Here is a 26,718-nt window from a genome sequence, read left to right as displayed (position 1 = left end):
AACCGCTGTCATTCAGCGGTTTTTTATTGTGTGCAATTTAAGGCAATACGCGTCTGAGCACGGCAAAACATTGCTCGGCTTTTTCATTGGTACAGAAGTTAATGGTATAAGGGTTTTGCCATTTCACAAAATACTGCGAAATTTCACCAGACTGATCCACCTGATTGCCTGAACAGTCTTTTTCATTATTGTCATATTTTACTTGCAGAATCAGCGCTGGAATCTGCTGTGAAGGATCCTGTGCCGGCTGATAGTCATACAGCCCTGACGTCCACTCATCGCCACTTTTAATCACCACATTATTATTGCCTTTAAAATTATAATATTCGATACATTTTTTATTATTCGGGATTTCCATTCCCCACAATCCGACAATTTCCGGACGGGTTTTCACAGTAAATGTATTTGGGATTTCAGCAGCTTTAGCAGGAGCATTTGCTGGTTTTTTATTTTCTGTCGCCATTAGCCAAGGTGAGCTCATGAGTAAGATAAGGCTAAGACATATTTTTTTCATATTTACCGGCATCTTGTTAACAATTGATTCTAAATTATCATATTTTTTGGGATCGTGTCCCGCTCTAACGCAATTTCAATACAGAGTCAGAAATTATTTATCACATTGTTTAAAAAGATGGATTTCCTTTCTGACTTTTTTTGTATATATTTCGTATATAAGAATCTTAATAGTTCGTATTAATAACAGATTAATCAAACAATAAAATTATATTTTGGGTCAAACTTAGTTGCTGAACAAAGTGATCATTCACACTTAAAAATTTGAATAGGATTTTAAATTTGCAATTAGCTCGAATAACAGAACAACAATTAAATCATGAAACCTATGCTTATTTTGTCATTGTTTTCGCTGTTTTAGTCTGTTGTTTTATTGGGATCGCAACCAGACCGATTGAGTACCTGGCCTTATTGTGGCCGGCCAATGCTGCCTTGTTAGCCCTGTTCTTACGCTTTCCACATTTAAATAATATGGGAGGTTGGCTCGGTGCATTCAGTGCTTTTATGTTTGCAGATCTGGTCACCGGGAACAGCCTATTACAAAGCCTGTTTCTTACCCTGTCTAATCTGATCAGTACTATTGTCTCGATATTTTTTATTCGATATTTCAAGATTAATTACAAATACTATAATACCGGTTATACCTTCGTTCATTTATTTGGCATCTTCGCTTTTGCAGGCTGCCTGGCCAGTGCGGCTTTTGCAGTTATCACCTTGCCCAATCTACCCAATTCATTCATGACCAAAGAAAATCTATGGATTGATTTTGGTCTGTGGTGGACCGGTGAAATGGTGAATTATATTGTGTTTCTTCCTTTAATCTTGGCATTCCCAAGAATAAAAGACATGCAGTACTTATTTAAAAACCGTCGTCAAAAACGTAATTACTTCAGCTATTTTTTACCTGCATCTTCAGTCGTGGCCTGTGTCATCATTACCAATATTTTTGCAGGCCCGGGTGCAATGCTCTACCCTCTGGCTGCACTGATCTGGGCTGCGTTGACCTATCGCCTGTTTACCATGACCATGATCAACGCTTTTGTGATTATCCTGACCTATTACAGCCTGACGCGGTTTTATGCCACAACGCATGACACCTTGGCAGATTCTACGATTTATATTTCGCTCCGGATCGGGCTGTTTATGCTGGCCTTATCGCCGCTTATTCTTTGTATTATTAGTCAAAACCGCAATGAGCTGTTTAAACGGGTTCTCTATCTGGCCAATCATGACAGTCTGACCCGCACCATGAACCGTCATTTTTTCTTTCAGAAAGGTGAATATTTACTGCAATATGCCAACAGAATGGAATTTTCGGTCATCATGCTGGATATTGATCATTTCAAACGTCTGAACGATGATTTTGGCCATCATGTCGGTGATAAAGTCCTGCAACACTTTGCGCAGATTGTACGTAATAATTTACGTGCTGAAGATCTGTTTGCACGAATTGGTGGGGAAGAATTTGTGCTGTTACTCTGGAATACCGAACCATCAGAAGCACGTCTTATTGCAGAACGGATTCGTGATCTGGTGGAAAAAACCCCGATTTATCAATCAGATGGCTCGCCCCTGTATATTACCGTGAGTGTCGGCATCACTCATCAAAATGAACCGCAGGCCCAAGACCTGCAAAACCTGATCAATATTGCAGATCAAGCCTTGTATCAGGCCAAACATCGTGGGCGAAATCAGGTGGTGCTTGCATCTTGAGCCTAAATGATCTACAACCTTGAAGCAGCAACACTAGGGAATGGCAATGAAATTTGAAGAATATCTGCAATATGACGGTTTAGGACTGGCTGATCTGGTCGCCAATAAACAAGTACATTCAAGTGAACTTTTATCTGCTGCACTAGAGCGTAGCTCAATTGCCAATCCCGAGCTAAATGCAATTATTATTCCGATGCATGAGCATGCATTGAAACGGAGCCAGCAAAATCTGTCCGGACCTTTTGCCGGTGTGCCTTTTCTGGTTAAAGACCTGTTTCAGGAATATGCCGGTTATCCAACTTCTTATGGTTGTCAGGGCTTAAAACGGATTGGTTATATCGCCGAGACCAATGCCGAGATTGTCAATCGCTGGGAAAAAGCCGGGATTGTGACTTTTGGACGTACCAATACTCCTGAATTTGGGATTAAAGGTATTACTGAACCAGATGCCTGGGGCAGCTGTAAAAATCCGTGGAATTTACAGCATAATAGCGGCGGCTCGTCCGGTGGTTCCGCTTCTGCCGTGGCTGCCGGAATTGTACCAATTGCGGGTGCTGGTGATGGTGGCGGCTCGATACGTATCCCCGCTTCCTATTGCGGCCTGTTTGGCCTGAAACCGAGTCGTGGCCGCACGCCTTGGGGACCACAAATGAGTGAAGCCATGCATGGCGCCGCGATTCAGCATGTACTGACCAAAACGGTACGGGATAGTGCTGCAATGCTGGATGCCACCCATGGTGAAGATCATAGTTCACTGTTTAAGATTCAGCGTCCACAGCATCATTATCTGGATGTGATTCAGCAACCGCCAAAAAAACTGAAAATTGCGTTTAGCACTTATTCTACGATTGGCACACCTGTTTCCCAGGATGCCATTAAAGCCATTGAAAAAACAGCCAAATTGCTAGAATCTTTGGGCCATGAGGTGGTCGAAGACCGCCCAGCCATTGATGGAATGCAACTGGCCAAGGATTTTATTACCACCTGGTTTAGCCAATTTTCATTTATGCTGGATGAAATCCAGAAAGGCTATCCGTCTAAAACAAATGATTTTGAATTGGACTCTTTAGCACTGGCGGCTTTTGGGGCCAAAACCAGCGCGATTGATTATATCCAGAACCTGAATAACTGGGGCCAGTATGTGACCCAGATGAATCATTTCTTTGATAATTATGACCTCTATCTAACGCCTGCAACGGCGACAGTGGCGCCGAAAAATGGTGAGGTCAAAACACCAAACTGGCAGAAACCGATTCTTAAAGGTTTATTGAAACTGAATAAAGCGCATTTACTGGCGCAAGGGAAACTAGTAAACCAGATTGTGAAAGAAAATCTAAAATGGGTGCCTTTTACCCAGTTGGCCAATATTACCGGACTCCCAGCGATGTCTGTACCACTGTACTGGAATGAACAAAACCTGCCGCTCGGTTCACAGTTTATTGCACCGTTTGCCCGTGAGGATCTGCTATTACAACTGGCAGCCCAATTGGAACAGGCACAACCGTGGTTTGGGCAATACGCCAAAATCCGTATTTAATACTGAGATGATATTTTCAAGCCTGTTTTTGCAGTTCGACTTTATTTGGCAATCCGAAAATCAGTAACAAGCCAAGCAAAGTCGATACTGCAGCAGCGATAAAGATAGATGTGCCGCCGACTTGATCCCAATAATGCCCAGCCAGAATACTGCCACTCGCCACGCCAATGCCCCACATGGTGCTATAGAGCGCTTGTCCACGTCCTTGCTGCCCTGCAGAAAAATTCTGGAAAATCACTCGCATCGCAATCATATGAAATAAACCAAAACTTAAAGCGTGAATCGTTTGAGCAAAAAACTGTGCCATGAATGAAGCAGGAAAGACCCCGACGATGAACCATCTTAATCCGGTCATCAATAAGCATAACGTGACCAGATGGCGCCATGACCAGCGTGTCAGAAAGAACGTCGCATAGGCAAACATGATGATTTCCGCAATGACCCCGACTGACCAGAGCAGCCCAATCTGGCTGGTGCTAAATCCCGCCTGACTGAGATAATTGCTATAAAAACTATAAAACGGCGCGTGTGAAAATAGCAGAATCAATTCAATCAGGAAAAAACTATACACCACTGGGCGTTTAAATATCGGCCATAAGGGTTCGAGCTGTTTCTGGGCGGTAGGCGCTGTCGTGGGCTCTTTAATGGTAAATGACCAAAGAAAGGCCAGAAATGAAATACTCAGCAACAAGACGGGTAACATACTGATGCTAATAATTTCAAAGACGGCGCCCAAGCCGAATACACCGATAATAAAGCCGACTGATCCCCATTTTCGTACTTTGCCATACAGTTCTGCTCTTTTTTCTCCGAGCCAGAACAAAGTTACACCTTCAAACTGTGCCAGAATAGCATTCTGAAAAAAACTGAAAATCAGCATCAGTAAAGCTACAGATTGAAAGCTATTGGGAATGATAAAAATCATGAACCAGATACAGGCTTCCATCCAGGTGGCAATACGCACCAGCAACATGCGTTTACCGGACTTATCTGCAATCCAGCCCCAAATTAAGGGAGCAAAGAATCGGGTAACAATCGCAATAGAAGATAAAATCCCGATTTCCTGATAATTGAAGCCTTGATCTTCAAGATACAGACTCCAAAAAGGCATGAATGCCCCAACAATGGCATAGTAAAAAAAGTAGAAACCACTTAGTTTGTGGTGAATTGCAATAGATTGCATTAACTTGCATACCTTTATATTTTCAATGACTTGCAAATACTAATAGTTGCATCATGTTGCATTAAATTGTCCTTACTTGCTGTTCAACAGTCTACAAATCAGTCTACAAATTTTATTTTTTGTAGATTTATGAAATTTTGTAGACTGCATACCTAATACGCTGATTTTCAGTTATTTCTGAAGTAAAATTTTAGCACAATAGAATTATGATTCAGGATGAGAAATATAGTGTATTGGGCTGATATAGTAGATGGATGGAAAGAGTAAATTGAAGCTAATTTTTTTGTTTCAAACTTCCGACCAAGTTAAGGCTGTTGACCTTGACTGCCAGCTTTATATTTATAGAAGAATTTAGAAAATTTTTGGAGAAAATATAATGGAAAAACCACACATTTACTGCGATAGAAAAATTATTAAGTGTTCTGTTTGTGGAGCATGGGATGACTATAGTTTTAACGATACTCAGCACTTTTATCTTATTGCTGCTGCCGAAGGTAAGCAAACTCGTGGGCTCTACTCTATAGAGAGTATTAAATGTAAAGAATGCAATAAGATGGCTAAGAACAATCAGGATCCATATTTTTATTATTAAATGTCATAGATAGTCCAAGATACTTCTACACTCTATATAAAAATTAATATCTTTTAAGGTAAATACATCCTGATACACATAAGACCTATCTATTAATTAAGCAAAGGCCTAAGCTTATTTTATAACTAATAAAATAGTATTTATTAGATTTAGTTTGCAGGCCTTACTATGAATACGAGAAAGGTAACCGTACATAAAATGTATGAAGAGTTTCATCCATATCCTATCACTCAATATACGGGTGAATATGATGATAAGAATAATCTAATAAGATTATTTAATTCATCAAAGGAGCAATTAATACGAGTTTTTGGTACATACCAGTGGTGCTTGCCTAGTACAAGTATTTGCTATTTTGTTGAAGAGGATCCCTTCTATCAGAGAACTATGGATTAAGGAGATTGTTATGAAAGATCTATTAACATCGTTCCAATCAAAGCGTAATCAAGAAGCTGATGAAAAATTATTAAGTAATGATTTTAAGCAAAATGCTAATGATTATCTACATCGCGGTCAGTATGACTTTTTTACATACAGATTTATAGATAGCGTAAATGGTAGAAAAAACTACTATCAAAACTTTACTATTTTAAATTAATAACAATCACTAATATTTCCATAAAAAATAAAGCCTAAATAAATATCATATATTATAAAAGCCCTCAACTGAGGGCTTTTTAGTTCACGCACTGAACACAAACAGTGATATGAACTTTTGCGCTTATTGAATGAGCTGTGCAACCCTGACTAAGAGTCTTTATCAAGTCAATTAGCACTATAACCGCTTATCCGAAATATCATAATTTTGCGTCACTCTATGACGCATCTTTGAATTTAAAAGATTTATTTTATTTGTTTGATTTTTATCGAGTCTTTACAATCTTGATTATTGTTACAAAAATCAAGGAGTCGTAAAGTTATGAACAGTACTCATGGGGGTTTTCGAGCCGGGGCAGGTCGAAAAAAGTCTGAAGAGACTAAAGTTATTCGAGTGCCTGAATCTAAAATTCTTGATATTAAAGAATACCTAGAATCTCTTAAAAAAGAAAATGAAATTAGTGATATCCGTCAGTTTGATCCTGTCACAAAAATAGAAATACCCTTGGCAACCGAACGCGTTCAAGCTGGATTCCCCTCGCCCGCTCAAGATTATATTGATAAAAAAATCGATCTGAATGAGTACCTCATTAATAATGCGAATGCTACTTTTATTGTTCGTGCGGATTCTCTTTCTATGCTAAATGCAGGAATTGATATTAATGACGCCTTGGTTGTAGATCGCAGTATTCAGGCTAGGCATAGAGATATTGTGATTGCCAGTATCGATAATGAATTGACAGTGAAACGGCTAATTATTGATGCGAAAGGTTGCTGGTTGAAAGCTGAAAATGAGGGTTATCCAGATATTCATCCCCAAGAAGGTCAGCAATTTGAAATCTGGGGTGTAGTCACAAATGTAATCAAGAAATTCAGATGAGCTATAACAATGAAATATACGCGCTCATTGATGTAAATAATTGCTATGTAAGCTGTGAGCGCCTATTTAATCCTAAACTTAAAGATGTGCCGGTCATTGTTCTTTCAAATAACGACGGCTGTGCAGTTGCACGTTCCCAAGAAGCAAAAGATCTTGGTATTAAGATGGGTGTTCCCCTATTCCAGGTTAGGGATATTGTCGAAAAACATAATGTACAGGTACTTTCGAGTAACTATGCTTTGTATGCTGAAATGTCTCAACGTTTCCATTCGATTCTGGCTGATTACGTGGCGCCAGGTGAGCAGGAAGTTTATTCGATTGATGAGTGCTTTTTAAGGCTTACTGCCTATTCTGAAAATTATGACCTGGTTGAATATGCGCAAAATATGCGACAGCGGATCTTGCAGTGGATCGGATTACCGGTTTGTGTCGGTATTGGTCGATCAAAGACCGAAGCAAAGCTTGCCAATCATATGGCTAAAAAAGCAAAACGCTTCAATGGTGTTTGTGATCTGGTTTCTATGGATCCTAAACATCGTGATTATTTTTCTAGTCTGATTGATGTCTCCGAAGTTTGGGGAGTGGGTCGTCAGCATAGTAAAAAACTAAAAAGCTTAGGTGTTAATACTGTTCTTGATTTAGCTAGGTCTAATTCACATCAAATGGGAAAACTATTTTCTGTGGTGATGCAGAGGACTGTCATGGAGCTGCAAGGGATTTCATGTATCGAACTTGAGCAGGCTGCGCCAACCAAGAAGCAAATCATTTCATCACGCTCATTTGGCGCACGGGTAACCGATATTGAATCACTATCTGAGGCAATGAGTGATTACCTACAGAATGCTGTTAAGCGGTTAAGAGAAGATGAATCTCTTTGTGGTTGTGTGATTGCTTTTGCCCAGTCCAATCCTTTTGACAAGAGCAGGCCTTTCTATAACAAGTCGATCAATATCGGATTTGCTGAGCCGACTGATTGTGCTGCCGTCATGAACCGGGCTGTAATGAAGCGAATGAATGAGCTGTTTCAAGAAGGAATCGAGTTTAAGAAATGCGGTGTAATTTTGACTGCAATTGAGCCAAAATCGACATACATATATGACCTTCTATCTGATAGTACTCAAATAGAGAAGAATGAGAAACTTCAATCTGCCCTTGAACAGGTTAAGGTGAGATTTGGAGATAAGAAAATAGCAATTGGTCCATGCAAAATGCATGGTCGAGCATGGGCAATGGCCAGACAAAATCTGACTCAGAACTATTTTAGTTGGGAGGGGATCCTGAGGATTAATTAACAACTAATTACTTATTTTAATGATAAACAATGCCCTCAAATGAAGGCATTTATCTATTTTATTGGAATATTGCTTTCTGGTGAATCATTCAGTTTTATCTAATGGTTTTCACAATTGCAGCATGACGCGCTTTGCAGTCGTTATATTTAGCCACTACATCAATAGACCAGACTAAAGCAACCTTACCCTGCCCTGATTCCAGCTTTTGCAAATCAGGACAGGGCTCAAGGAGGTTTGCTGGTATCACTGGTGATAAGTGAGTTGATGGCTGACACGCCATCATCATCAAAGCAATGGTTGAGATACACAGGACGATCAATGATCTTTTGCACTTCACGTGTAACCGTTTCGACCTGCACACGTTGCTCTGATCTTGTTGCTTCATAATCGGAACTCATCTGGTTAATTTGATTTTGTTTTTCAGCCAGAGCCTTGAGATGTTTTTGTTCTATCTCTTGAATTTTTACTGTGCATTGTTCACCAGCCTTGCGCAGCTTTCCGCTTAAGTGATTGGTGTAAGCAACTTGCCCTAGCCATAAAAAGAAAAAGACCGCAATTGCGATCCAGTGTTTGTATTTCCATAATAGATTTAGAGTCATTTTAAAAATAACTCCATTTCAATTTTCCTGCGATTCACCAGACCTTGCAGGCGTTTGCCACGAGCATTTACCCATAAGCCAAATTGATCAGCTGCCGCCTTATAATTTTTCTCATTCAGCCTTTTGACCAAAGTGGATTCTTCAAATGCGGTAGGTCCAATGTTATAGGCCAATGAAACCAAGGCATCAAACTGATTCTGATTGATCGGAACATTGACTGCGCTATTGACGGTTTGCTCGAATTTTTTCAAGTCATGTTGCATGTAGCTTTTGGCTTGTTCCAGTGTGCAGGTATCCCCTTTTTTGACACGAATACCATTTAGGTATTTTGTGGTGCCATAACCAATGGTCCATACCCCCACGCCATCATCGTAGGCATTGAGCCGTAGGCTTTCAAAATTACGGATCAGATCAATACCACTTGGGCTGATGCTCATTTCATCCGTAGCGATACCCAGCATACTGGTGACATCATCGTAAGCAGTTGCAATCAGTTTGTCAGCAGCATCAACCTGTTTCTGGGTGAGTTTGCCGCCGCTAATCTTTCGCAAGAAATCAAAAATATGTTTCATGGGTTGTCACCATCTTTATCCGTATTAAAAAATTTAGGACGTGCACCACCCTTACCCCAAATATAGAGTTGTCGGGTAAATAGTGCGAATAAAATACTTACTGTAGTGTAAAAAAGGGTTCCGGCCGGACTTGGTGAGTAGTCGTCTTTTACAAAGAGCGCCACCCCAAAAATAATTGACAGCATCAAAAGAAAATCGATGTGCTTTGGAAGTTTAATTTTTGGGTGAAATACCATGATTGCAAACGAAACCAGAAACAATACCAATGCCGTCTTACTTATGATTAGCAGCATCTTCATTCTCCTTTTTGACTAAACCAAGAACTCTTGATCGAGCCAAACTCAGCAATGCTTCAGCTGTACTTTTACCAGCAGCACCTAAGACGAAACCAAATAGCTCAGGGTACTTGCCATTTGCAAGAAATAAGCTTGCTGGCTCAGCAAAGACCACACATAAAATGAAGCCTGCAAAGAACCCTATCCAGCGATCCCGGCTTGGCTCCTTGCTTAATAGGAAGCCAAAAGTTGCACCCAGCACACCTGTAAAAAGGATGTGTGAATGGTTCTTTATGCTTTCCAATACTTGACTAAGAAAGTCCATATACATCCCCTTTAGTCATACATACCCCTATTTTTTGGCAATAAAAAAGCACCTATAAAGGTGCTGTTATTTGGTTGAGTTTAGACTTCTATTTCTGAGTGCTGGCCAGTGGGTGCCGGCCTTAAAATTACCTGGTTTGAAATGAATACTCTGGCACCCAAGTTATAAGCTGTGCCAGAAGTGCAAAGGACTGGACCAGATCCACCATCAATTTGCACCCGATACTCTGGATGCTTCACCGAGGTGATGGTACCGATGTATTCAGCATGGGTTGGATTAAGCAGCTTACGCAGTTCAAATAAAGGATTCGTCACGGCTGATACGCTCCACTGTAATGGTTTCATTAACCTTGTTATGCGAGAAACTGCCACTCACCCCATCAATGACACCCCACCACTGACCATTAAAGGCAATGGACTTACCTGGTAGCATCTCGCCAATTTCTTGGCTTACCGGGATATCAGCAAAGGTATGTAACTCCTGAATATTAGCTTTGACCAGCTCATTTTTGCCGTAACTGGCACCCGATACCACATTAAACAATGGACCAGTGACTGTTTCTAAAGACACATCACCCGAAGTACCCCGCTGCTGTACTTTTAGGCTTTCACCAGATCGACTATTGACTACAGTAATCGCATTGTAGTCAGCAATATACTCATCGTTCTGCTTGATGTTTTGCTGCATCACCAGGCTTTCAGGCAACAGAATGTCGTAATCATTCACCGTCATCGTGTCCCAGTAGCCTTTCTGGTACCGGGGTAAAATAGTCAGTGTATTACCTGCTTTCTGGCTATAGATAAAACCACCTGCCGCATCCACTACCTGTTTGATTGCATCAATGGGTGCAAGTTCCGCATAACTCAGGCTTTCAATCGGTACAATCCAACCCAGTTCATCAATCAGCTTCCAGTCCAGGTTGGTACCGCTATTCGCTCGATCCAATTCCGCTTGAACCAGTTGCACAGAGGTTCGTTCGTTATCCTGGATGAATGAGCGTAATGGTCCATATTTGGCAGAGTTCAAAGCAGTGATACTTCGACCCGGATAGGTGTATAAAACACTGGCAAAACGTCGGGTTTCCTCCGGGTCCTCGAGTAAAATATGATGCTCAAAACCATTGATCATGACTTTAAGAATGACCGGCTGCCCATTGATGGGTTGCAACTTGTCTTTTTCGGTATGAGCCACGGTAATTGAGTAAGTCCAGCACCATTGAGACCGGCTAGTACTGTAAGTACCATCCATGACTTTAATCTTTTTGCCGGTATCCAATCGTTCGGCTGTTAATGTGTTCATGATATACCACCAGTTCCTTTTTGGCAGTGCTGGAATACAGTCATCTGCACCAAAATTTAAAACAACATTGTGTGAATCAACGTCATGACAGAGGCAGACAAAATTTAAATCACCTGTGCCTTCGTATTTGGGTATTTCAGGCTTTGGCCAAGGTTGAACCGGATGCTTGCGGTAATGAATCGCTTTGGCCTGATCCCAAGGCAAATCCGACTTGGTGATAATCTCAAGGCTTTTATCCCACTCAAATGAAAAGCGGTGCTCAAAGACTTGCGCCACCTCATGTGAATAAGTAAAAGTCTTGCGACGGCGAATCATTTCCTGCCAGACTGTTTCACGGTTATGGCGCAGCCTGATCGTTTCTTCATGCAGATAGCGCTGATGGATAAAGCGCTTATCACCCTCCTCCCAGATGACATACGCATCCGAACTTAAACTGGTTGCCTGTTCATGCAAGGATCTAATCGCCCGGGTTAATGACCCTGCCTGCTCATACTGAATATTTGCCTGATTCGAAACTACCAAGCCTTGATCATAAAAAAGAGCCTCATTCGAGACTCTTAATATTGGCTTAGACCATGGTATTTCTGTGGTACTTAAGGCTGCAATCGCTTTCTGGTAGCGCATATCGAAGCCATAAGACACACCGACCAGGTGATTAATATCGAATAGCGCTTTAACTTCAAATTGAAACTCAGTGTCTAAAACCGCATCAATAATACATAGGTTTTCAACAAATACCGCTTCGACTTCAAAGCTAAAACTGGTATCTAAAACAGTATCTATCTGGCCAATTACATCAGTATTTTCACTAAATACAGCAATTACATCAACGCTAAATTTAGTGTCGAGCACTGTATCTATGACTGCAGTATTTGCACCACTATCTGCATAGAATGCTGTGATTTCAAATGTAAACTCAGTATCAAGTGCCGTATCGATTACAGCTGTAACATCATCACCAAAATTAAGATTAGTCGAGCTATCAGCCAGATGCTCAAAATTCAGAATGATGTTATGGCTATCAGTATTATCAGGCTTAAAGTTTAAGTTTAGGTTGTGAGCATCAACGGTGCCGAGCTTATTTTTAAAATCCACATGAGCACCCTTTTTAAATTAAGGTCTGAGTTTTATTGAGGTAACAGACAGCGTACCACCCAAAGCTAAATTGGTATTGGCTAAAGTAATATCAGCACCTACGACTAGATCGGCAGCCACTTCACCTGCACCGTTATAAATACGTGCCCATGTTGCAGTGCCTGACTTAATCACGGTTGCGGTATCGGTTGGATGAAACTCTACATAAATAGCAGTGGTTTCTTTGATGCATGGCTCAGGAAAAGCTAGTGTCACCAGAGCATTGTTTGAATCTGCTGCAATAGCAGGACTGGGAGGCTGCACACCTTCATAAAAAATAACGGTAGCACTTTGGCCACCGCTATCCATAAAATTTGCGAAGGCTTGAATCATGGCAAGCCGTGCTTTGACTGATGTTTTACTCATTTTGCGACTACCTTATCCTGAATGACTGCGTTGTATTGATTGCTTGGATCAAAAGCCACTACAAAGCACTCAAGCCCTACGGCAATGTTTCTAAATGCATAAGAGCCATCAGCTTTAGATTTGATTTCCCAGAGCAATTGACGGTTGTCGCGGCGAAATACACAAACAGGTACTGGTGAGTAATTAGCACCTACTTTTTTGGTTATGCCTTTAATCATCCCCCTACCGTGATTGATATTTGTAGCTGTAAGCACCCGCACTGATCGAGTTATAGTATATCCTTTTGCTTTTAAGCGGATTACATCTGCACGGTATCCACCAAAAAAAACACGATGCAACTTAATCAAGTATCACCTCCTCCAGTGGGGCAGAAATGTAAAAATACGGATCGTTGCCAAAATTACCAGTCGGAATCAGCTCTGCATTTTCGCCATTTAGGACTGCTGGGCTTTGTGCTCTATCGGTTGATGGTCGATTTGATGTTGCATAAAGACAGCGATACACACCATAAGCGTAACCAATTTTCTGAGATGAGCTAAATTCATAAACAGGTAATTGTATTGCAGTGGTGATATTAAATGGCTGGACTAAACTTGATAAGAATGAGGTTGCGGGGACTTCTGTTGTTGAAAGCAAGTCAGAAAAATTTCCGCTTGAAGACACACCTAATCTACAACGTATATTTCCAACAAATACTCGACCAGTATTATTTTGATTGAAATTCCATGTGTTTGATGAAGATGGGCCTGAGTCTTCTGCTAATAAGACGGGATAGTCCACAGAAACGTAATCAACACCACTATGCGGGAAAATTGCATTAACTCGTCCTTGTCCTGAGTCAAGATTTGTCATCAAAACCATGTGATACAAACTGCCAACACACATAGCTTTGCCATATACTGGGTAACCTACACTATATGTTGAGTTGTTGTCTGAGTCACCTGGATAGAGCTGAAACTCCCACTTGGTTTCAGTTGTTGGAGTTGCAATTTGTCTTGTTTCTGCTAGTGAAAATTCATCAGTTATAAACCCAGTTACAACATCAAATGTCTTGCCAATACAAACACTCACTACATTTCGAGCTGTTAAATTTGTTTGAAAGCATAAACGCGCATACATGTCTGTATTATCAATATGCTTAAACTGATAAATATGAATGTTTGCCTGTTCATACATAAGCTCCCAACCAAGCGATGCAACCTTAGTTGCGAAATTACCTGCAATTGAAGTTGGCGCCCCATCAATCGTCATCGTGACCGTATTAGTAGTGACAGAATCAATCCAGAACTCACCGCTATTTATTGATGCTAAAGGACCTGTATCAATCTTTAAAACACGGTCAGACTTATATCCGTGTGAAACACCATAAGTGAAAGTGACCTGATTGCCTGTTACAGCCACGCTTGAAACAGTCTGCTCGTTATAGCCCAGTGCTAACATTTTCTTAAAACGATCCGGGAATAGGTTTTTTGATCCCGGACTGAAATCCAAGCCTACATCCGAAAAATCAAATAATTTAGTTTGTGTCTGCTTCATTGCCATTTTTATTCACTCATAAAAAAGACCGCATCAAGCGGCCATATTTGATTTAACTTTTAAACCACGCGGTCAATGTCACCACGCAGCATGATCTGGAATTGATCTGACATAACAGTTGGCTCAGATTGTTTTACTGTGCGGATCACCCAGACCGGGAAATTTGCAGCTACAGTATTAAAGCGCAGCACGTTACTGTTTGCCCAACCTGCGCCCCAACCTTCTTTTTTTACCGTGAAGTAAGACAAGCCAGTCACAGGGTTAATCGGTGAAAAATCAATATTCACACTCCCCGTGCCGATCTGCCCTGAATATTCACCAACACAGCGGAAATTGGTGTTATCCGTGAAAATCAGTGCCCATCGCTCCTGAATCGCACCTTTGTTCGTCACAGCAATTGGATATAACGCATCATTGTAATTTGCTAAAATCCCTGCACCCATTGGCTCATCAGCCCATACATTACTCCAAGATCCTTGCACAAACTTGCGTGTATATCTTGCCTGCATATCTCCAATAACCAGAGCTGATCCAACAATGGTATCCACCGCATCATAGTTATGGGTTAAAGGCTTGGTGAAAGTCAGCTGACCATTGATCTGTACATCACGGATCAAACCCATATCCTGATAGCGATATTTGACTGTAAGCGGTGCAACCAGATTACCCAGTACAAAGTCACCACCCAATGTCACGCGGCCATAATCATAATCAACTGTGTACAAATCAAAAGCGACTTTCGTTCCGTTAGCATCTTCAAGTTCCGCCCATGAAATGCGCTGATCATTCAGATCGTATGTGGTACCTGCAATCGCACTTGGCAGCTCTTGCGCTTTGCTTGAACTGATGATTCCAATACCGCCGACCCGGAAGATTGGCACCCGACCATCAATCGGTAAACGTGTAGCAGATAATCCAAGGATTTCAGAATCTAGTGGAATATAGGTATAAGCGACTGCGTTATAGCGTACTGAAGAAGCATCAACCCAAACTGGAATATTGATATAACGACCATCTAGATCATCATATTCAAGCAATGAGTCATACCAGTCGTTCGCTTCAATGTCTGCCCGGTTGGCTTCTGTGATTTTGGTTTTGGTATAAAAGTAAATGGTGACAAAACCATTATCCCAATTCACCTGACCATGCGCCCGGCTGGTCTCAATTGCCCCATTCTCATCAGCGGTCAGTGTCAGTTGGCCATACTCAAGTGTACCCACCACCACAGTTAAAGATTGTGGCCGGATCGGCATGATTGGTGTTCTAAAGCTGATCTTGTTGACCGGCAATAAGTCAGTTGTGGTGGTTAGGGATTCCAGAGTAATCGTGTTATCTGCATTCGGAGTCCATGAATCAATTTCAACAATCCCTGTACCATACTGGATTATGCCGGATTGAATCCCGCTGTTATTGGCCGGATTCACATTACGATACAGCAAGCCGGTACGATCCAGAAAGGTATCAACGCCCACCTTAAATCGGGCTGAGCCTGTCAGAATCTGCTCATCAAAACCGGATGATAAATCCAGCTTTAACTTGTTGGCCGTCACTGTGTGGGTTGCCGAGTTTGAGCCTGAGGTATCGCGGTATTTCACTTGAACATCAATAGTATTAAGGGCTTTTAATTCAACCTGCTGACCCTGAATGTCTGATGTTTGTGGAGAATAAAAAGACATATTTCCTCCCTAGGCAGCTGAATAGATAGCCATAGGTGTAAAGGTTTGCACAAATCTGCTTGCTGTACTCTTTGGTGTGACTTCAACTGCGCCAGTGGCATAGATAATGGTGCCTTGCACTTGACCACGGCTATTCACTAAATTCCCCGTGGTGGCATTCATCGGCACATCTGTCAGGGTTACAGACCCTGCAATCCCCTCACTGCTTTGAAGTGGAATTTTTAACTCAACACTATTTGGCTGAATTGCTGGTCCGGTACCAATGGTAAAGGTCAGCTTTTGATTTGCAGGCGTAACATCCATTTTGGTCTGTTCAAGTGATTGACCATAGTTGTAGATCACCGAAAAAATTGTGCCTTTCTGTGGCAGCTTGTTTGGAATAATCTTGCCGGTACCGGTTGCATAGTTAATTTCACCTGTAGCATCACCAGTAAACTTACCCTGAGCATTGGATGTTGCCGTTTTGGCCTCACCTTCAAGCATCCAGTTAATGGTGATGCCCGGTAATACACCCGGCCGACCTAAATCAAAATCAAAGGCAGCTTTTTCTACACTTAAATTTGATCGTACGAAGGTGACAATCGGTGTACCCCAGTTCAGCAGGATCGGTGTGTCTACATCTGGTAGCGCACCAGTCGTTAATAACCATGAGCCAGTTTCATAGTTGATCATGCCTGAACCAAAAGATGGACTGGCAGCCTTTAACTGGCCTGAACCATCATCTTTAAGCTCATAGAACTTGCCCTGCGACATGTATGAAATCGAAAGTGCACCAGGTGCAGGAATTGGAATTAAAACTCCGGTCCAGTTGGTGCTTTGGTTATTTTGAGTCACCGGAATGGCGTGACTCTGGTAATACTGATTCGGTGCAGCTGCTGGCTTGAATGCAATATTCAGACTCATGGTTCCAGCTGGTGCTGCTGCAGTCCACTGAATTAATCCACGTTGATAATCAATCGTGCCAACTTGTGTGCCTTGCGTGTTCTTAAGCAGGCCACCCTGATCATTAATCTGCTGGCCTTGCAAGCTAAAAGACAGACTTGATGGAATTACCGCAGAGCCAATGTAAAGGTTCTGGCTGACACCAATCACCATATTCGGGTAATTGACTGTAATAGTGTCTTCATTACCCGCTACCAGTACCACACTTTCACCAGCCGCGTTCACATCAATAATTGGCGTTTCAGTCTGAGCTGATGGAATGAGTTGAGCAAAGATACTTTTGGCATTGACTGTAAATTCACCCACATTGGCTTCAGAAGCCAATGCAGTAGATGAATAGTACAGGCCGGTATCAGCAACAATGGTATCACGGATGATAGTTTTGGATTTTTCACCGTTGTACCACTGACGCGCTGAAAGACCCACAAAGTCAACCTCAAGAGCATCATTCAAGGAATACGTAGCAACCTTGTATTCAACATTTTTACCATCGATGACCATGATTGCAGTACGGGTTTCAACCTTGGTAATACGCACATACTGCTCACGCTCTAAGGCCTTACCCTCATCACTGATTAGGACAATCGTGTCACCTACTGACGACTCAGTTTCTTGCGGAAACATAGCCACTTGTAGAGATGACATCCCCTGCCAATGAGTATCGAGTGGTGTGCCAGCAATCTGCCCGCCTTTGGCTAGATAGTTTTCTACCCGGTTTTGAGCAGACTGACGTTCATCCGTCCAGTTTTTGGTGCTGAACAATAATGCTGATACGTTTGGATCCTTTGGCAGCTCAGATATAAAGACCGTTGCCCCCATCAATAGATCAGTGTCTTCAGTCGTAACCGCTGGAAAGACCTTGCGCTTTGATACATCACCCATGGTTCGATCCATCTCGGACACATCATTGAACAGGTTGTTGCTAATCCCATCCTGAACCACTACACCAGAATATTTACCGCCGCCATCCGTGTTGTCCGTCAAGCGTTCAGACTTGTAGATCACTAAATCCTTGGTTTCAATCGCCATCGTTCAACTCCGTAAAGCGCAAGGTCACATTAAAATAATCATCCAGTGATACCGCTGGAATTCCTTTTACCGGTGCGGCCTCTAAAGCCCCATCCTGGTGGTTAAATTTGACGGTGAATTGCCGGCTATCATGTGGTTGCTCAAACTGCAGTCTGAAATTTTCATCTTGCAGTTTTGACCACTCCAAAACAGTCCGCAGTTCTCGTAGCTTGACCCAGCCCATTTGTGGATCTGCCGGTTGTAAGGTAATTGGTCGGCCCGACTTCTTTTTGCCCTCCTGAATATGCAAAGTTCCATCCATGGCATAGGCCTGATTCTGCTCAATGGCCTTCCATGAGAATTCATCAGGCCATAAAAAACCGTCCTCTAATGGGACGGTTTCGGATGTTGCTAAGCGAATTAGTTTCATGTTGATTTCGCTATACCTTTTAATTGATTTACCAGACTGGTCATCACATCCTTTTGGCTTGCATCGCCTGTAAGGGATAGGGTTTGACCTCCAAATTGAATGTTGTAATTCACACTATCACCACCCTTACCATAATCTTTAGTTGATGGTGCAGACGGGATCGACGGCGCGTAGTCATTCAAGTTACTGGAACCTGCTGAAGCGACATTGATAGAACGAAGCAATTCATTAATCTTGTTAGTTCCGTGCTGAGTGGTCAGACCATTCGCTGCTGCCCGATCAAATTCAGCATTAATCAATGCTTTCATGGCTGGATTACCATCTTTACCCAGTCCTTGAGCCTTGGCATCACGATCCGCTTCCATGGCTTGTGACCAGATATTACCAGCCAGTTTTTTGGCATCTTTATCGCTATATCCCTTACTTTTCAGCTCGGAAAGCACTTCATCTCTGGTGTAGGAGTTATAGCCATAAATACCCTTGCTTAATGCATCGCCCTGTCGCTTCATCTCCTTATTGAAATCACCTTTAGCTTTATTGACTGCATCAGCCCAGGCTTCGGTAGAAGATTTAGCTTCTTCCCGTGCGATCTGACCTGCATGACGGTATCCATCACCGATTCTATGTGCAGAGTCTCTGACCCGATGATTAGCCTTCTCCCATTCATCCATGGATTTAACGGCAGCAATACCGGTGTCATCAATTTGAATCTCAAGATTACGGCCAGCATTTGCAGCATTGGTTGCAGCAATGACACCAGCATCACCGGATGCAGCTGCTGACTGAGCAGCTTTCTCATAGGCCTTTTGAACACCTTCAGCAGTTGCCTTGCCGCTATCACGAATCGTGATGTAATCCATTAAGGCTTGCTGAGCAGCCAGCTTTAGATTTGCTTTCGTCTCAATCCCCAGACGCTTGAAGGCCTCTGTGACCGGATCGATATCATCAGGCAGTTTTTGAGCCTGCATCTTGATAGCAATAAGACCTTGCTCTACCTGACTTGTTGAAACCTTTCCTTGATCACCAAATTTCTGAAGCTTGACTTTGGCCATATCAATTTCAGCTTGGCTTTTGGCTGTTTCCAGCCATTTAAGCCAAGCTTGATAAGTCACATCACCGGCCTGTTTACCTGTAATGCCGGCCTCCTCTAATCTGGTCTTTAGATCATTCAAGTCATTCCCAGAGCTATTGAATGACTTGGATACTTTATTCAGGGATACATCCAGATCTACGCCAAAGATCTTGGCAGCTGCAGATGCTCTTGAATAAGCCGTCTCAGCCACTTGACCAGATCCGGTATTAGCTTTATCGAGTTCAGCTATCCGTAAATTACGATTATTGGCCAGCTCTGCTTCTTTGGTATTAATGGCGTTAATTGAGGCTTGGGCCGAGGCTAAAGCATTTAGATCGCCAGTCTTCTTGGCTTGCTCAATCTGTTGTTCTAGAAGCGCACGTTCAGCTGCTGCCTGTTTCTGATAAGCCAGATATTCCTCATCGGCTTTCTTAACATTCTCCTTGGCCAGCTTGAGAGCTTCTTCCTTTTTAGCGGCACTTTCGGCAGCCTGCTCTGCACTTTGACTTGCCTGAACACTAACCTTTCCAGCCTCATCGATGGTGACGATATAGCCTTTGGTTAATAGATCGGCCTGCATCACGCCGTCCATGACACCGCCATTGGCTTTGATAGCGGCCTCGGCATAATCCTGAGCAGAAGCCAGCATATCCTTATCTAATGCGGCTTTATTGGCTGCATGCTCCTTTTCGCGGCCCTCCAGTTCATTAGATTTTTGAATGATTGCATCAATGGTCGAGTGGTTGCCATCCTTACGAGCCTGATTTAACTGCGCATCGATAGCAGCACGTTCGCCAGCCAAATCTTTGGATTTTTGGGTAAATTCTTGATTCTGCTTTACTAGTTCTGAAAAGGTGGCATTGTTGCTCTGCAGGGATTCTTGGTTTTTCTGATCTTGGGTCTTTCCAATGTCTTCAATAGCAGCAATACCTGCAGATTTAAAGCCCATTGCACCAGCAGTTGCACGGTCATAATAATCCTGTGCTTTCTTGGCCATTGCATCCATATCTGCAATAGCCTGATCCTTGGCATCGCCCCATTTGAAATTGGCTTTAAACCCTATCCATGCAGCACCAACATCATAAAACACGCCAGCAAGCAGGTTGGCAACTATACTAATTGCTTCAAAACCATCACCAATGAATCCAAATACTACATTGAGAGCCTGCAAGGCTTTGGTGAAGCCATTAGTCTTATCTGTTGCTGTATCTATGCCGCTTTCAAAATTAAATATTGCTCCAAGCAACGTATCAAGCTGGTCTACGGCGATTCCAATTCCATTGCCTAAAGAACCAGCCATGGACTGAATAGTCTCGTAGGTGGTGCTTAATGCCTCTTTAAGTGCCTCAATTGTGGATGGATCGATTTTTTTAAGCTGATCCCCTACCCAGATAAAGCCTTCACCAATATCTTCGAGTATGGTCTCCACTACATCCATATTGTCAGCCAGAGTTACCAGCCATTGTGCTACCGTTGTAGATGCGCCGTTTGCTTGGTCCATAGTGCCAATCAGGATCTGCCATTGTGTAGCGATACGCTGTAAAGCGTTGCCAATAGTAGTCGGGAACTTGGCATAATCGGCTTCAATTGCGGCTGATTGGCTTTGTAGAGCCTTAATAACTTTCTCGGCTGACAGTTCGCCATTCTCTGCCATCTTACGCAGCTCACTGGTAGTTACACCAAGTGACTGAGCCAAAGCTTTTGAAATGCCCGGGGCCTGTTCCATGATGGAGTTAAACTCATCACCACGAAGTACGCCCGATTGTAATGCTTGCGTGAACTGGGTTATTGCTGCATCAGCTGCAGCTGCTGATCCACCGCCAGTCTGAATAGCCATATTAATCGTTTTGACCAGATCAAGACTTTGTTGCTGGGTCATCCCCATCTGCTTACCGGTATCATTCACTTTCGTAAATAGGCCTGCAGTAGCGTCAAGACTTGAGTTGGTCATCAGCGCAACTTGGTGCACCCCAGCCATGGCTTGCTGAAAATTACCACCATCACTGGTTGCAATGTTGATTCGGGCTGAAAGGTTGGTATAGGAATCCGCGGCCTCTGCTAATTCACGAAGGCCCAAGCCAATACCAATACCCCCCATTGCACCAACAAGTGCTGTTACAGCGAATTTTGCACCATTAAGCCCTTTTTGAGCTGTTTGTGCTGCACTATCAGTATTTTTTAAGCTTGTATTGGCTTTGCCTATTTCTGCTTGAAATCCACTAAAAGCCTGATCTGCTTGCTGAACTTCTTTTTCTAGCTGATCAACTTGAACCTGCGCCTTTTCAATATCAGCAGGTGAAGCTTTAGTTTTTGAAAATGCTTCAAGATTTTGCTTGGCTTGAGCTAAATCCCCTTTAAGTTGGCCTAAAGCTTTTTCGGTTCTATTGCCAAAATCCGTAAAGTTTCCTGCCGTGGATTTTGCATTGTCACCAGCATTTTTAATGATGCCTGTAGCAGCATTTAAGGACTGGGTAAGTTTGTCTGCCAACTCACTGGTGCCTTTGGGGATGATATTACCCATTTCCTTTGAGGCATCGGTGGTTGCTTGTTTTAATCGATCAGACTCTTGCTTGATCGTATTAAATACTGACTTTGTCACATCTTCAGACTGCCTGATATTGCCAATATAGCCCTTGGTATCGGCATCCATGACTAATTTGAATGTTAAATTTTTACCAGACATGCTGACCTCTGAATTTTAGGCAATAAAAAACCCTGCAAAAGCAGGGCTTGGTTTTAGCTATTAAAAATTACGGTGATGCTCTTATGATTTAGGATGCTTTTTTATCTGCATCGTCCAATTCATCAAGGAAGTTATTTACTTGTTGTCTAAATTCCATTGGTCTAGAGATATAAGGAATAGGTGCATGTGATCCACCAACTCCCTTTACTACAATTGATCCAAAATTTAAAATTCGCCCCAAAATGCCTTGATCTACACCCAGACTTTCGACACGATTTACTTTTAACTCAATCGTATTTCTTCGAATTAATCCAGACTTAGCAATGATACGTCTATTTGTTAGAGCTAGCTCTGTTGTTAAAACATGTATAGCAGCTATCCCAATTAAAATCAGTCCGATAAACAAAGAAACTCCGCTCTTTGATCCCAGCGCAGATAAAATAAATAGCCCCCCGAACAACAAATACCAGAATTGAGATAACCATGTCACTTGTGCTTTGATAATGATTTTCTCATCTCTAGCCAAGTTCTCTTCAATATAACTTCCCATATGACCCCTTATAAGTATTGATTTAATATGGACATACTACTGTTTGCTTATTTCTTTATCAATCAGAAACCATTTCTTTCTTAAATGACTCAAAACCTTTCTTATCAGATTGTGCCACACGTCCAGCTACGGCGTTATTAAAGATTCCCTGTTTATACAGCTTGTTTGCAGCCTTAACGTAGCCCTGGAATGCGCCGTATGTCATTTCCATAATTTCACTATGCTGATGGCCCATAGACACCAAAAACTGGAATGAATCAAACCAAGTGGAGTCATCTTTCTTTTTGATGCCGCGTTTTGGCTTTTCGTATTTGAAGTAAGCCTGGTTGATCAGAAGCACTGCCTTAAGCAGCTCTTTAAACCCCTGCTCATCAGCAGCAAGTTCCACTAGTGATTCATTATCCAGATCAGTGACGCATGCCATGGTCGAAATGACCTGTACCCCATGAGCTTTAAATAGCCTTGTCAAAATCTCATCTGAATGATTTTGGTCTTTTATGAAGTTTTTTAACGGTTCGGCATGCATTGCCCAGGTGTCAAAGTCTTTCATCTGGATCTGGCGCACTTCGATGTCATTAACTTTGATACTGCGATTTGTTGCTAGGAAAAAATCATTCATGATGGAATCTCGAGATAAATGTCAGGCATTAAAAAAAGCACCCGGAGGTGCTTTTCTTTTAACGTTCATAAAGGCTGAATTCTATAAAGACCAATTACCACCTTGCCCCATCTCATAAACGATGAGAATTAAGGCTAGTACTATTAGTATGACAACAACGATTTCTGTTTTTGTTAGCATCTTCAGCGCTCCACTTTTCATCATTCATATGATAAGCAAAGCAAACAATTAATAACATAAATATTACAATAAAATTATTGGATGTTACAAAGGTTTAGAAGTTAAAGAAAGCTCTTTAGAGTGTAGCTACCTACTGAAGCATTCAAACATTTCGTTAAGCAACTCAACAAAAAGTTTCATCCGAAAAGCATTCTTACGTAAACCTTGATTGTCATAACTCTAGTCTTGAGTATCTTACATTTCCCGACATAGCTGATACAGGCAGGGCTAAATTCGCCCTCTACACTGAAATTAAGTCTTAGAAACGTAGAGGAAATTCAAATGAAAAAGTATTCGAAAATTCTAATCTTAGCTTTAATGGGATTTACCGGTACCGTTGCTATCGCAGCTGACTCGATTCCAATAGAAGCCACTGCTGCAGCTGAAGCGCAACAGGTTGCTTTAGAGTATGGAAATGAAAAAGATCAAAAATCTGAATCATCTGGTGAATAAAAGAAAGCCCTTAATTAAAGGGCTTTTTAATTACTTCCAGCTTGGCGTACAAGCATTCTTCCATGACAACTCAAATTGCTTTTGATCCGTCTGATTTTCTACAAGCACTATATTTTTCTGAAGCACAATGAAACGTTGAAAACCAATATCTTTACCGTCTGCTTCTTTATAGCTTACCTCTCCACACTCTCCTATTTGATTGCGGAACTTAGCTGAATCAGGATTGGGAATGAATTCTTTTGTAGCTTCTTTTGCAAATTCAAGCTGTTCCTTTTTGCTTGTTTCTAAATCAAGATGCTGACCACTAGATTCCTTGTGTCCACACCCAGCTAAAATCACAATAAAAAAGAATAAGCTTAAATTTTTCATAATATCCCCATGTATTAAGGGCGACACTTTACATTAATTTTCAATCTTATTTAAAGCCTCGGGAGAGTGGATTTGTAAAGTTATGTTTTACTATTTTAAGTCTTTTTAAAATTGACCCTATATAGCCAGGTGAAACTTCCACTTATCAAAAAACCGCCCCAAAGGCGGTTCTTAGCTTACTAACTTACTGACATACAAGATAAATAAAAGTAGAAATAATTATTACGGCTAGGATGGAGACAAATATTTCTATTTTAGTCATAGCAGTTTTATTCTTAACATGAACTGAATATCTTTTATATCCCCATCAGATGAAAATTAGAATAACAAAAGATTACATAATCTTTATTTTTTACTATTTATTAAGTTTCATCTTAAATGTTTTAAGACTTATTACTATAAGGCAGGCACAAAAAAAGACGCATAGCGCCGTGGAGTTCTTTGTGCCTGTATGGTTTATGGGTTTATGCAGCTACGCTAAAACGCTCAATATGACCAAATACACTTAGCTCTTCATCATTAGCTTTAGAGATATCTGCCAGTGCTTCACCTTCAATTGAATAAGATCCGAAGTCCTCATGAATTAGATCAAACTCGGTATCTGGCGAAAATTCGACGCGCCATAAAGTTAAGATCACCTTATCGCCTGTAACAGTATCAATGCCTTTAAACAGCAAGCGATATTCATTACCTAGGTTAGTTGCAATTGTAGTACGTGTCTTAGCACCGGCTTTGGCAGAAAACTTAACTGAACCAACAATAGCTTCATTAAAAATGACTGTGCCGTAAACTGCATCCAGTACATATTTATCTGAAGTAATGGCAACATCCGAGCTGTCTTTAAAATCCACTTCACTTAAATTGCGGTGACCTAAATCAATCATGGCGCCAGCTTCTACAGCACCCAGAGTAATATCAGTCAGCTGAGTTTCAGGGATTTCGATTGATTTGCCACTTAGGACCATTGCTAAGTTTTGCTTTGTTACTTCTTCAAGCGTACCAGAGATAGCCACTGCAGTTTGTTTGCGTAGTATCGCATCCTTAGCACGGAGGCCGGTTTTACTTTCATAGTGATCCGTGGATTCACTAGAGATTGCAATCTGTAATTCCGGTGTATTACCAACGGGCAATAAGGCAGATGGCACACTATTAACCATCTTCGCCAAATGAAGCTCACCTTGAAGCGAGATTAAATCTGATTTAACCATTATTTTTCATCCCCTGTGGTTTTCTTGGCTGGAGCAGCTTTAGCTTCAGGCACTTCCTGAATCACACCATCTGCCACTAATTTTTTAATTTGAGCATCGTCCAGTCCGCCGACTACATCACCTTTTTTAAAGCGACCGACAGGCTGTAATGCCTTATATTGTTTTGCCATGACTGGCTCCTAAATGAATTTTTGTGATTCAAAAATAATCGTGATGTATGCAAAGCCCGGACTATAACCATCCCGAACCGATATGAAATCCAGTGTCGTGCGTGATGCTTGAGGCTGCCAGCCTGACAGAAGTTGAATAACTTTTTCAGTTAAAAGACCAGCTTCATCACTTACCGCCCGACCATCAGTCATTTGAGACTGAGCATTACGACATGCCACCGTGACCGCCCATTGCTGACCGATCTGGTTAATACTTCCACGACCTGCACTGGCTTTCTTGTCTATGCGGACAAAATTGACATGTGCCGACGGCGTGACTTGCGACATCTCTGTTACGCTGACTGAATTCAACGGCGTATAGATCTTTAGAAATTCTGGAATTTCTTTCAGCTTTTCTGCAATCTCATCACGTACCGCGAAGAAGGTGCTCATCGATAAAACTCCCAACAATATCCAAAACCATAACCTCATCTTCAGCATCAAGACCGAGCTGGGTCCGTGGTGGTAAAACTGACTGCTTTACTTTCCGATATTGACCACCCACTGCAAAAGTAATGTATTGGCCATTCTTGGGTAGGATTGTTGCGCCGTAATGCAGATGTGGTGCGTACGCAACATCTGTACCCACCTCCACACCACTTGAAAGTACATTGTGTGTGTAGGAGTTCATTAGGCGGCCAGTATCACGTAGCGTCTCGCCACCTTGCAGCTTGGCTCTCCATGAAATCTTCCACGGGTTACCATCCACACCAGTACCGGTTAAAAACCGATGCTGAACACTATTCACAAGCCCAGCACCAATCTCATCAAACAACTGGTTCTTTAAAGAATCAAAGTTACCTAATTGATTAAGCACCGCTTCAATCGGTGAACTATCTGCCTGAATGGTTATTGCAAAAGCCATAA

29 protein-coding genes are annotated in these 26,718 nt (G+C 41.9%); 7 read left to right on the top strand and 22 right to left on the bottom strand.

Annotated features, from left to right (window positions below):
* Positions 1-37: 37 nt before the first annotated feature.
* Positions 38-481 (bottom strand): hypothetical protein, encoded by a 444-nt coding sequence (locus tag AC1IR0_RS08680; protein WP_409653180.1) that lies wholly within the window; start codon positions 479-481, stop codon positions 38-40.
* 314 nt (positions 482-795) lie between these two features.
* On the opposite strand from AC1IR0_RS08680, the gene AC1IR0_RS08675 reads away from it, so the two are divergent.
* Entirely contained in the window at positions 796-2,226 is a 1,431-nt protein-coding gene (locus AC1IR0_RS08675) for a sensor domain-containing diguanylate cyclase (RefSeq protein ID WP_253145373.1), read from the top strand.
* Between the two features lie 46 nt (positions 2,227-2,272).
* Positions 2,273-3,763, top strand: coding sequence for an amidase (locus AC1IR0_RS08670; RefSeq protein WP_005107122.1), 1,491 nt, complete (start codon positions 2,273-2,275; stop codon positions 3,761-3,763).
* Between the two features lie 16 nt (positions 3,764-3,779).
* Here AC1IR0_RS08670 and AC1IR0_RS08665 read toward each other — a convergent pair whose 3' ends face one another.
* On the bottom strand, positions 3,780-4,946 hold the full coding sequence (locus AC1IR0_RS08665; RefSeq protein ID WP_479741302.1) for an MFS transporter: 1,167 nt from the start codon (positions 4,944-4,946) through the stop codon (positions 3,780-3,782).
* 376 nt (positions 4,947-5,322) lie between these two features.
* On the opposite strand from AC1IR0_RS08665, the gene AC1IR0_RS08660 reads away from it, so the two are divergent.
* The 4 genes from AC1IR0_RS08660 to AC1IR0_RS08645 all read left to right on the top strand — a co-directional run bounded on the left by AC1IR0_RS08660 (position 5,323) and on the right by AC1IR0_RS08645 (position 8,307).
* Positions 5,323-5,538, top strand: coding sequence for a hypothetical protein (locus tag AC1IR0_RS08660; protein WP_243475361.1), 216 nt, complete (start codon positions 5,323-5,325; stop codon positions 5,536-5,538).
* A 406-nt stretch (positions 5,539-5,944) separates the two neighbouring features.
* A complete protein-coding gene (locus AC1IR0_RS08655) occupies positions 5,945-6,136 on the top strand; it encodes a hypothetical protein (RefSeq protein ID WP_479741301.1) in 192 nt (63 codons plus the stop codon).
* Between the two features lie 321 nt (positions 6,137-6,457).
* Positions 6,458-7,015 carry a LexA family protein gene (locus AC1IR0_RS08650; RefSeq protein ID WP_044112759.1) on the top strand — a complete coding sequence of 186 codons (558 nt, stop codon included), beginning with the start codon at positions 6,458-6,460 and terminating at the stop codon, positions 7,013-7,015.
* The gene (locus AC1IR0_RS08645) at positions 7,012-8,307 is read left to right on the top strand and encodes a Y-family DNA polymerase (protein WP_479741300.1); all 1,296 of its coding nucleotides are present in this window, start codon (positions 7,012-7,014) and stop codon (positions 8,305-8,307) included. Before AC1IR0_RS08650 ends, AC1IR0_RS08645 begins: the two co-directional genes overlap by 4 nt.
* Before the next feature lie 224 nt (positions 8,308-8,531).
* Here AC1IR0_RS08645 and AC1IR0_RS08640 read toward each other — a convergent pair whose 3' ends face one another.
* From AC1IR0_RS08640 to AC1IR0_RS08570, 15 genes are all read right to left on the bottom strand, one after another.
* Positions 8,532-8,906, bottom strand: a complete 375-nt coding sequence (locus AC1IR0_RS08640; protein ID WP_253099158.1) for a hypothetical protein — start codon at positions 8,904-8,906, stop codon at positions 8,532-8,534.
* Positions 8,903-9,478, bottom strand: coding sequence for a lysozyme (locus AC1IR0_RS08635; RefSeq protein WP_004646472.1), 576 nt, complete (start codon positions 9,476-9,478; stop codon positions 8,903-8,905). The genes AC1IR0_RS08640 and AC1IR0_RS08635 overlap by 4 nt, the downstream gene beginning before the upstream one ends.
* Positions 9,475-9,771 carry a hypothetical protein gene (locus AC1IR0_RS08630; RefSeq protein ID WP_441368262.1) on the bottom strand — a complete coding sequence of 99 codons (297 nt, stop codon included), beginning with the start codon at positions 9,769-9,771 and terminating at the stop codon, positions 9,475-9,477. The genes AC1IR0_RS08635 and AC1IR0_RS08630 overlap by 4 nt, the downstream gene beginning before the upstream one ends.
* On the bottom strand, positions 9,752-10,078 hold the full coding sequence (locus AC1IR0_RS08625) for a hypothetical protein (RefSeq protein ID WP_479741299.1): 327 nt from the start codon (positions 10,076-10,078) through the stop codon (positions 9,752-9,754). The genes AC1IR0_RS08630 and AC1IR0_RS08625 overlap by 20 nt, the downstream gene beginning before the upstream one ends.
* An 80-nt stretch (positions 10,079-10,158) precedes the next feature.
* The gene (locus tag AC1IR0_RS08620) at positions 10,159-10,392 is read right to left on the bottom strand and encodes a hypothetical protein (RefSeq protein WP_004893916.1); all 234 of its coding nucleotides are present in this window, start codon (positions 10,390-10,392) and stop codon (positions 10,159-10,161) included.
* Positions 10,373-12,472 carry a hypothetical protein gene (locus AC1IR0_RS08615; protein ID WP_479741298.1) on the bottom strand — a complete coding sequence of 700 codons (2,100 nt, stop codon included), beginning with the start codon at positions 12,470-12,472 and terminating at the stop codon, positions 10,373-10,375. Before AC1IR0_RS08615 ends, AC1IR0_RS08620 begins: the two co-directional genes overlap by 20 nt.
* An 18-nt stretch (positions 12,473-12,490) precedes the next feature.
* Positions 12,491-12,877 (bottom strand): hypothetical protein, encoded by a 387-nt coding sequence (locus AC1IR0_RS08610; RefSeq protein WP_479741297.1) that lies wholly within the window; start codon positions 12,875-12,877, stop codon positions 12,491-12,493.
* On the bottom strand, positions 12,874-13,224 hold the full coding sequence (locus AC1IR0_RS08605; protein ID WP_064095936.1) for a hypothetical protein: 351 nt from the start codon (positions 13,222-13,224) through the stop codon (positions 12,874-12,876). Before AC1IR0_RS08605 ends, AC1IR0_RS08610 begins: the two co-directional genes overlap by 4 nt.
* On the bottom strand, positions 13,217-14,419 hold the full coding sequence (locus tag AC1IR0_RS08600) for a hypothetical protein (protein WP_479741296.1): 1,203 nt from the start codon (positions 14,417-14,419) through the stop codon (positions 13,217-13,219). The genes AC1IR0_RS08605 and AC1IR0_RS08600 overlap by 8 nt, the downstream gene beginning before the upstream one ends.
* A 53-nt stretch (positions 14,420-14,472) precedes the next feature.
* On the bottom strand, positions 14,473-16,089 hold the full coding sequence (locus AC1IR0_RS08595; RefSeq protein ID WP_479741295.1) for a hypothetical protein: 1,617 nt from the start codon (positions 16,087-16,089) through the stop codon (positions 14,473-14,475).
* 9 nt (positions 16,090-16,098) lie between these two features.
* Entirely contained in the window at positions 16,099-18,060 is a 1,962-nt protein-coding gene (locus AC1IR0_RS08590) for a hypothetical protein (RefSeq protein ID WP_479741294.1), read from the bottom strand.
* Positions 18,050-18,469 (bottom strand): hypothetical protein, encoded by a 420-nt coding sequence (locus AC1IR0_RS08585; RefSeq protein ID WP_479741293.1) that lies wholly within the window; start codon positions 18,467-18,469, stop codon positions 18,050-18,052. The genes AC1IR0_RS08590 and AC1IR0_RS08585 overlap by 11 nt, the downstream gene beginning before the upstream one ends.
* The gene (locus AC1IR0_RS08580; RefSeq protein ID WP_479741292.1) at positions 18,466-22,224 is read right to left on the bottom strand and encodes a tape measure protein; all 3,759 of its coding nucleotides are present in this window, start codon (positions 22,222-22,224) and stop codon (positions 18,466-18,468) included. The genes AC1IR0_RS08585 and AC1IR0_RS08580 overlap by 4 nt, the downstream gene beginning before the upstream one ends.
* 88 nt (positions 22,225-22,312) lie before the next feature.
* Positions 22,313-22,774, bottom strand: a complete 462-nt coding sequence (locus tag AC1IR0_RS08575) for a PH domain-containing protein (RefSeq protein ID WP_479741291.1) — start codon at positions 22,772-22,774, stop codon at positions 22,313-22,315.
* A gap of 58 nt (positions 22,775-22,832) precedes the next feature.
* Positions 22,833-23,393 carry a hypothetical protein gene (locus tag AC1IR0_RS08570; protein WP_479741290.1) on the bottom strand — a complete coding sequence of 187 codons (561 nt, stop codon included), beginning with the start codon at positions 23,391-23,393 and terminating at the stop codon, positions 22,833-22,835.
* 501 nt (positions 23,394-23,894) lie between these two features.
* On the opposite strand from AC1IR0_RS08570, the gene AC1IR0_RS08565 reads away from it, so the two are divergent.
* The gene (locus tag AC1IR0_RS08565) at positions 23,895-24,065 is read left to right on the top strand and encodes a hypothetical protein (protein WP_005262212.1); all 171 of its coding nucleotides are present in this window, start codon (positions 23,895-23,897) and stop codon (positions 24,063-24,065) included.
* 30 nt (positions 24,066-24,095) lie between these two features.
* Here the strand turns inward: AC1IR0_RS08565 and AC1IR0_RS08560 are convergent, their stop codons facing one another.
* From AC1IR0_RS08560 to AC1IR0_RS08540, 5 genes are all read right to left on the bottom strand, one after another.
* On the bottom strand, positions 24,096-24,434 hold the full coding sequence (locus AC1IR0_RS08560) for a hypothetical protein (protein ID WP_312586534.1): 339 nt from the start codon (positions 24,432-24,434) through the stop codon (positions 24,096-24,098).
* A gap of 464 nt (positions 24,435-24,898) precedes the next feature.
* Positions 24,899-25,642 (bottom strand): phage tail tube protein, encoded by a 744-nt coding sequence (locus tag AC1IR0_RS08555; protein ID WP_479741289.1) that lies wholly within the window; start codon positions 25,640-25,642, stop codon positions 24,899-24,901.
* Positions 25,642-25,812, bottom strand: a complete 171-nt coding sequence (locus AC1IR0_RS08550; protein WP_253099134.1) for a hypothetical protein — start codon at positions 25,810-25,812, stop codon at positions 25,642-25,644. The genes AC1IR0_RS08555 and AC1IR0_RS08550 overlap by 1 nt, the downstream gene beginning before the upstream one ends.
* Before the next feature lie 9 nt (positions 25,813-25,821).
* Positions 25,822-26,244 carry a phage tail terminator protein gene (locus AC1IR0_RS08545; RefSeq protein WP_180075143.1) on the bottom strand — a complete coding sequence of 141 codons (423 nt, stop codon included), beginning with the start codon at positions 26,242-26,244 and terminating at the stop codon, positions 25,822-25,824.
* Entirely contained in the window at positions 26,219-26,716 is a 498-nt protein-coding gene (locus AC1IR0_RS08540; protein WP_479741288.1) for a phage virion morphogenesis protein, read from the bottom strand. Before AC1IR0_RS08540 ends, AC1IR0_RS08545 begins: the two co-directional genes overlap by 26 nt.
* Between the last annotated feature and the right edge of the window lie 2 nt (positions 26,717-26,718).

Source organism: Acinetobacter sp. 129952, assembly GCF_056642055.1.
The sequence above is the reverse complement of the archived record's forward strand: the minus strand, read 5'-3'. Positions and strand labels throughout refer to the sequence as shown.

Bases quoted from the DNA above. Each gene is read 5' to 3' on its own strand.
- AC1IR0_RS08680 (WP_409653180.1), bottom strand. From the start codon at position 481: ATGAGCTCACCTTGGCTAATGGCGACAGAAAATAAAAAACCAGCAAAT.
- AC1IR0_RS08670 (WP_005107122.1), top strand. From the start codon at position 2,273: ATGAAATTTGAAGAATATCTGCAATATGACGGTTTAGGACTGGCTGAT.
- AC1IR0_RS08665 (WP_479741302.1), bottom strand. From the start codon at position 4,946: ATGCAATCTATTGCAATTCACCACAAACTAAGTGGTTTCTACTTTTTT.
- AC1IR0_RS08660 (WP_243475361.1), top strand. From the start codon at position 5,323: ATGGAAAAACCACACATTTACTGCGATAGAAAAATTATTAAGTGTTCT.
- AC1IR0_RS08655 (WP_479741301.1), top strand. From the start codon at position 5,945: ATGAAAGATCTATTAACATCGTTCCAATCAAAGCGTAATCAAGAAGCT.
- AC1IR0_RS08650 (WP_044112759.1), top strand. From the start codon at position 6,458: ATGAACAGTACTCATGGGGGTTTTCGAGCCGGGGCAGGTCGAAAAAAG.
- AC1IR0_RS08645 (WP_479741300.1), top strand. From the start codon at position 7,012: ATGAGCTATAACAATGAAATATACGCGCTCATTGATGTAAATAATTGC.
- AC1IR0_RS08640 (WP_253099158.1), bottom strand. From the start codon at position 8,906: ATGACTCTAAATCTATTATGGAAATACAAACACTGGATCGCAATTGCG.
- AC1IR0_RS08635 (WP_004646472.1), bottom strand. From the start codon at position 9,478: ATGAAACATATTTTTGATTTCTTGCGAAAGATTAGCGGCGGCAAACTC.
- AC1IR0_RS08630 (WP_441368262.1), bottom strand. From the start codon at position 9,771: ATGCTGCTAATCATAAGTAAGACGGCATTGGTATTGTTTCTGGTTTCG.
- AC1IR0_RS08625 (WP_479741299.1), bottom strand. From the start codon at position 10,078: ATGGACTTTCTTAGTCAAGTATTGGAAAGCATAAAGAACCATTCACAC.
- AC1IR0_RS08610 (WP_479741297.1), bottom strand. From the start codon at position 12,877: ATGAGTAAAACATCAGTCAAAGCACGGCTTGCCATGATTCAAGCCTTC.
- AC1IR0_RS08600 (WP_479741296.1), bottom strand. From the start codon at position 14,419: ATGGCAATGAAGCAGACACAAACTAAATTATTTGATTTTTCGGATGTA.
- AC1IR0_RS08595 (WP_479741295.1), bottom strand. From the start codon at position 16,089: ATGTCTTTTTATTCTCCACAAACATCAGACATTCAGGGTCAGCAGGTT.
- AC1IR0_RS08590 (WP_479741294.1), bottom strand. From the start codon at position 18,060: ATGGCGATTGAAACCAAGGATTTAGTGATCTACAAGTCTGAACGCTTG.
- AC1IR0_RS08585 (WP_479741293.1), bottom strand. From the start codon at position 18,469: ATGAAACTAATTCGCTTAGCAACATCCGAAACCGTCCCATTAGAGGAC.
- AC1IR0_RS08580 (WP_479741292.1), bottom strand. From the start codon at position 22,224: ATGTCTGGTAAAAATTTAACATTCAAATTAGTCATGGATGCCGATACC.
- AC1IR0_RS08575 (WP_479741291.1), bottom strand. From the start codon at position 22,774: ATGGGAAGTTATATTGAAGAGAACTTGGCTAGAGATGAGAAAATCATT.
- AC1IR0_RS08570 (WP_479741290.1), bottom strand. From the start codon at position 23,393: ATGAATGATTTTTTCCTAGCAACAAATCGCAGTATCAAAGTTAATGAC.
- AC1IR0_RS08565 (WP_005262212.1), top strand. From the start codon at position 23,895: ATGAAAAAGTATTCGAAAATTCTAATCTTAGCTTTAATGGGATTTACC.
- AC1IR0_RS08560 (WP_312586534.1), bottom strand. From the start codon at position 24,434: ATGAAAAATTTAAGCTTATTCTTTTTTATTGTGATTTTAGCTGGGTGT.
- AC1IR0_RS08555 (WP_479741289.1), bottom strand. From the start codon at position 25,642: ATGGTTAAATCAGATTTAATCTCGCTTCAAGGTGAGCTTCATTTGGCG.
- AC1IR0_RS08550 (WP_253099134.1), bottom strand. From the start codon at position 25,812: ATGGCAAAACAATATAAGGCATTACAGCCTGTCGGTCGCTTTAAAAAA.
- AC1IR0_RS08545 (WP_180075143.1), bottom strand. From the start codon at position 26,244: ATGAGCACCTTCTTCGCGGTACGTGATGAGATTGCAGAAAAGCTGAAA.
- AC1IR0_RS08540 (WP_479741288.1), bottom strand. From the start codon at position 26,716: ATGGCTTTTGCAATAACCATTCAGGCAGATAGTTCACCGATTGAAGCG.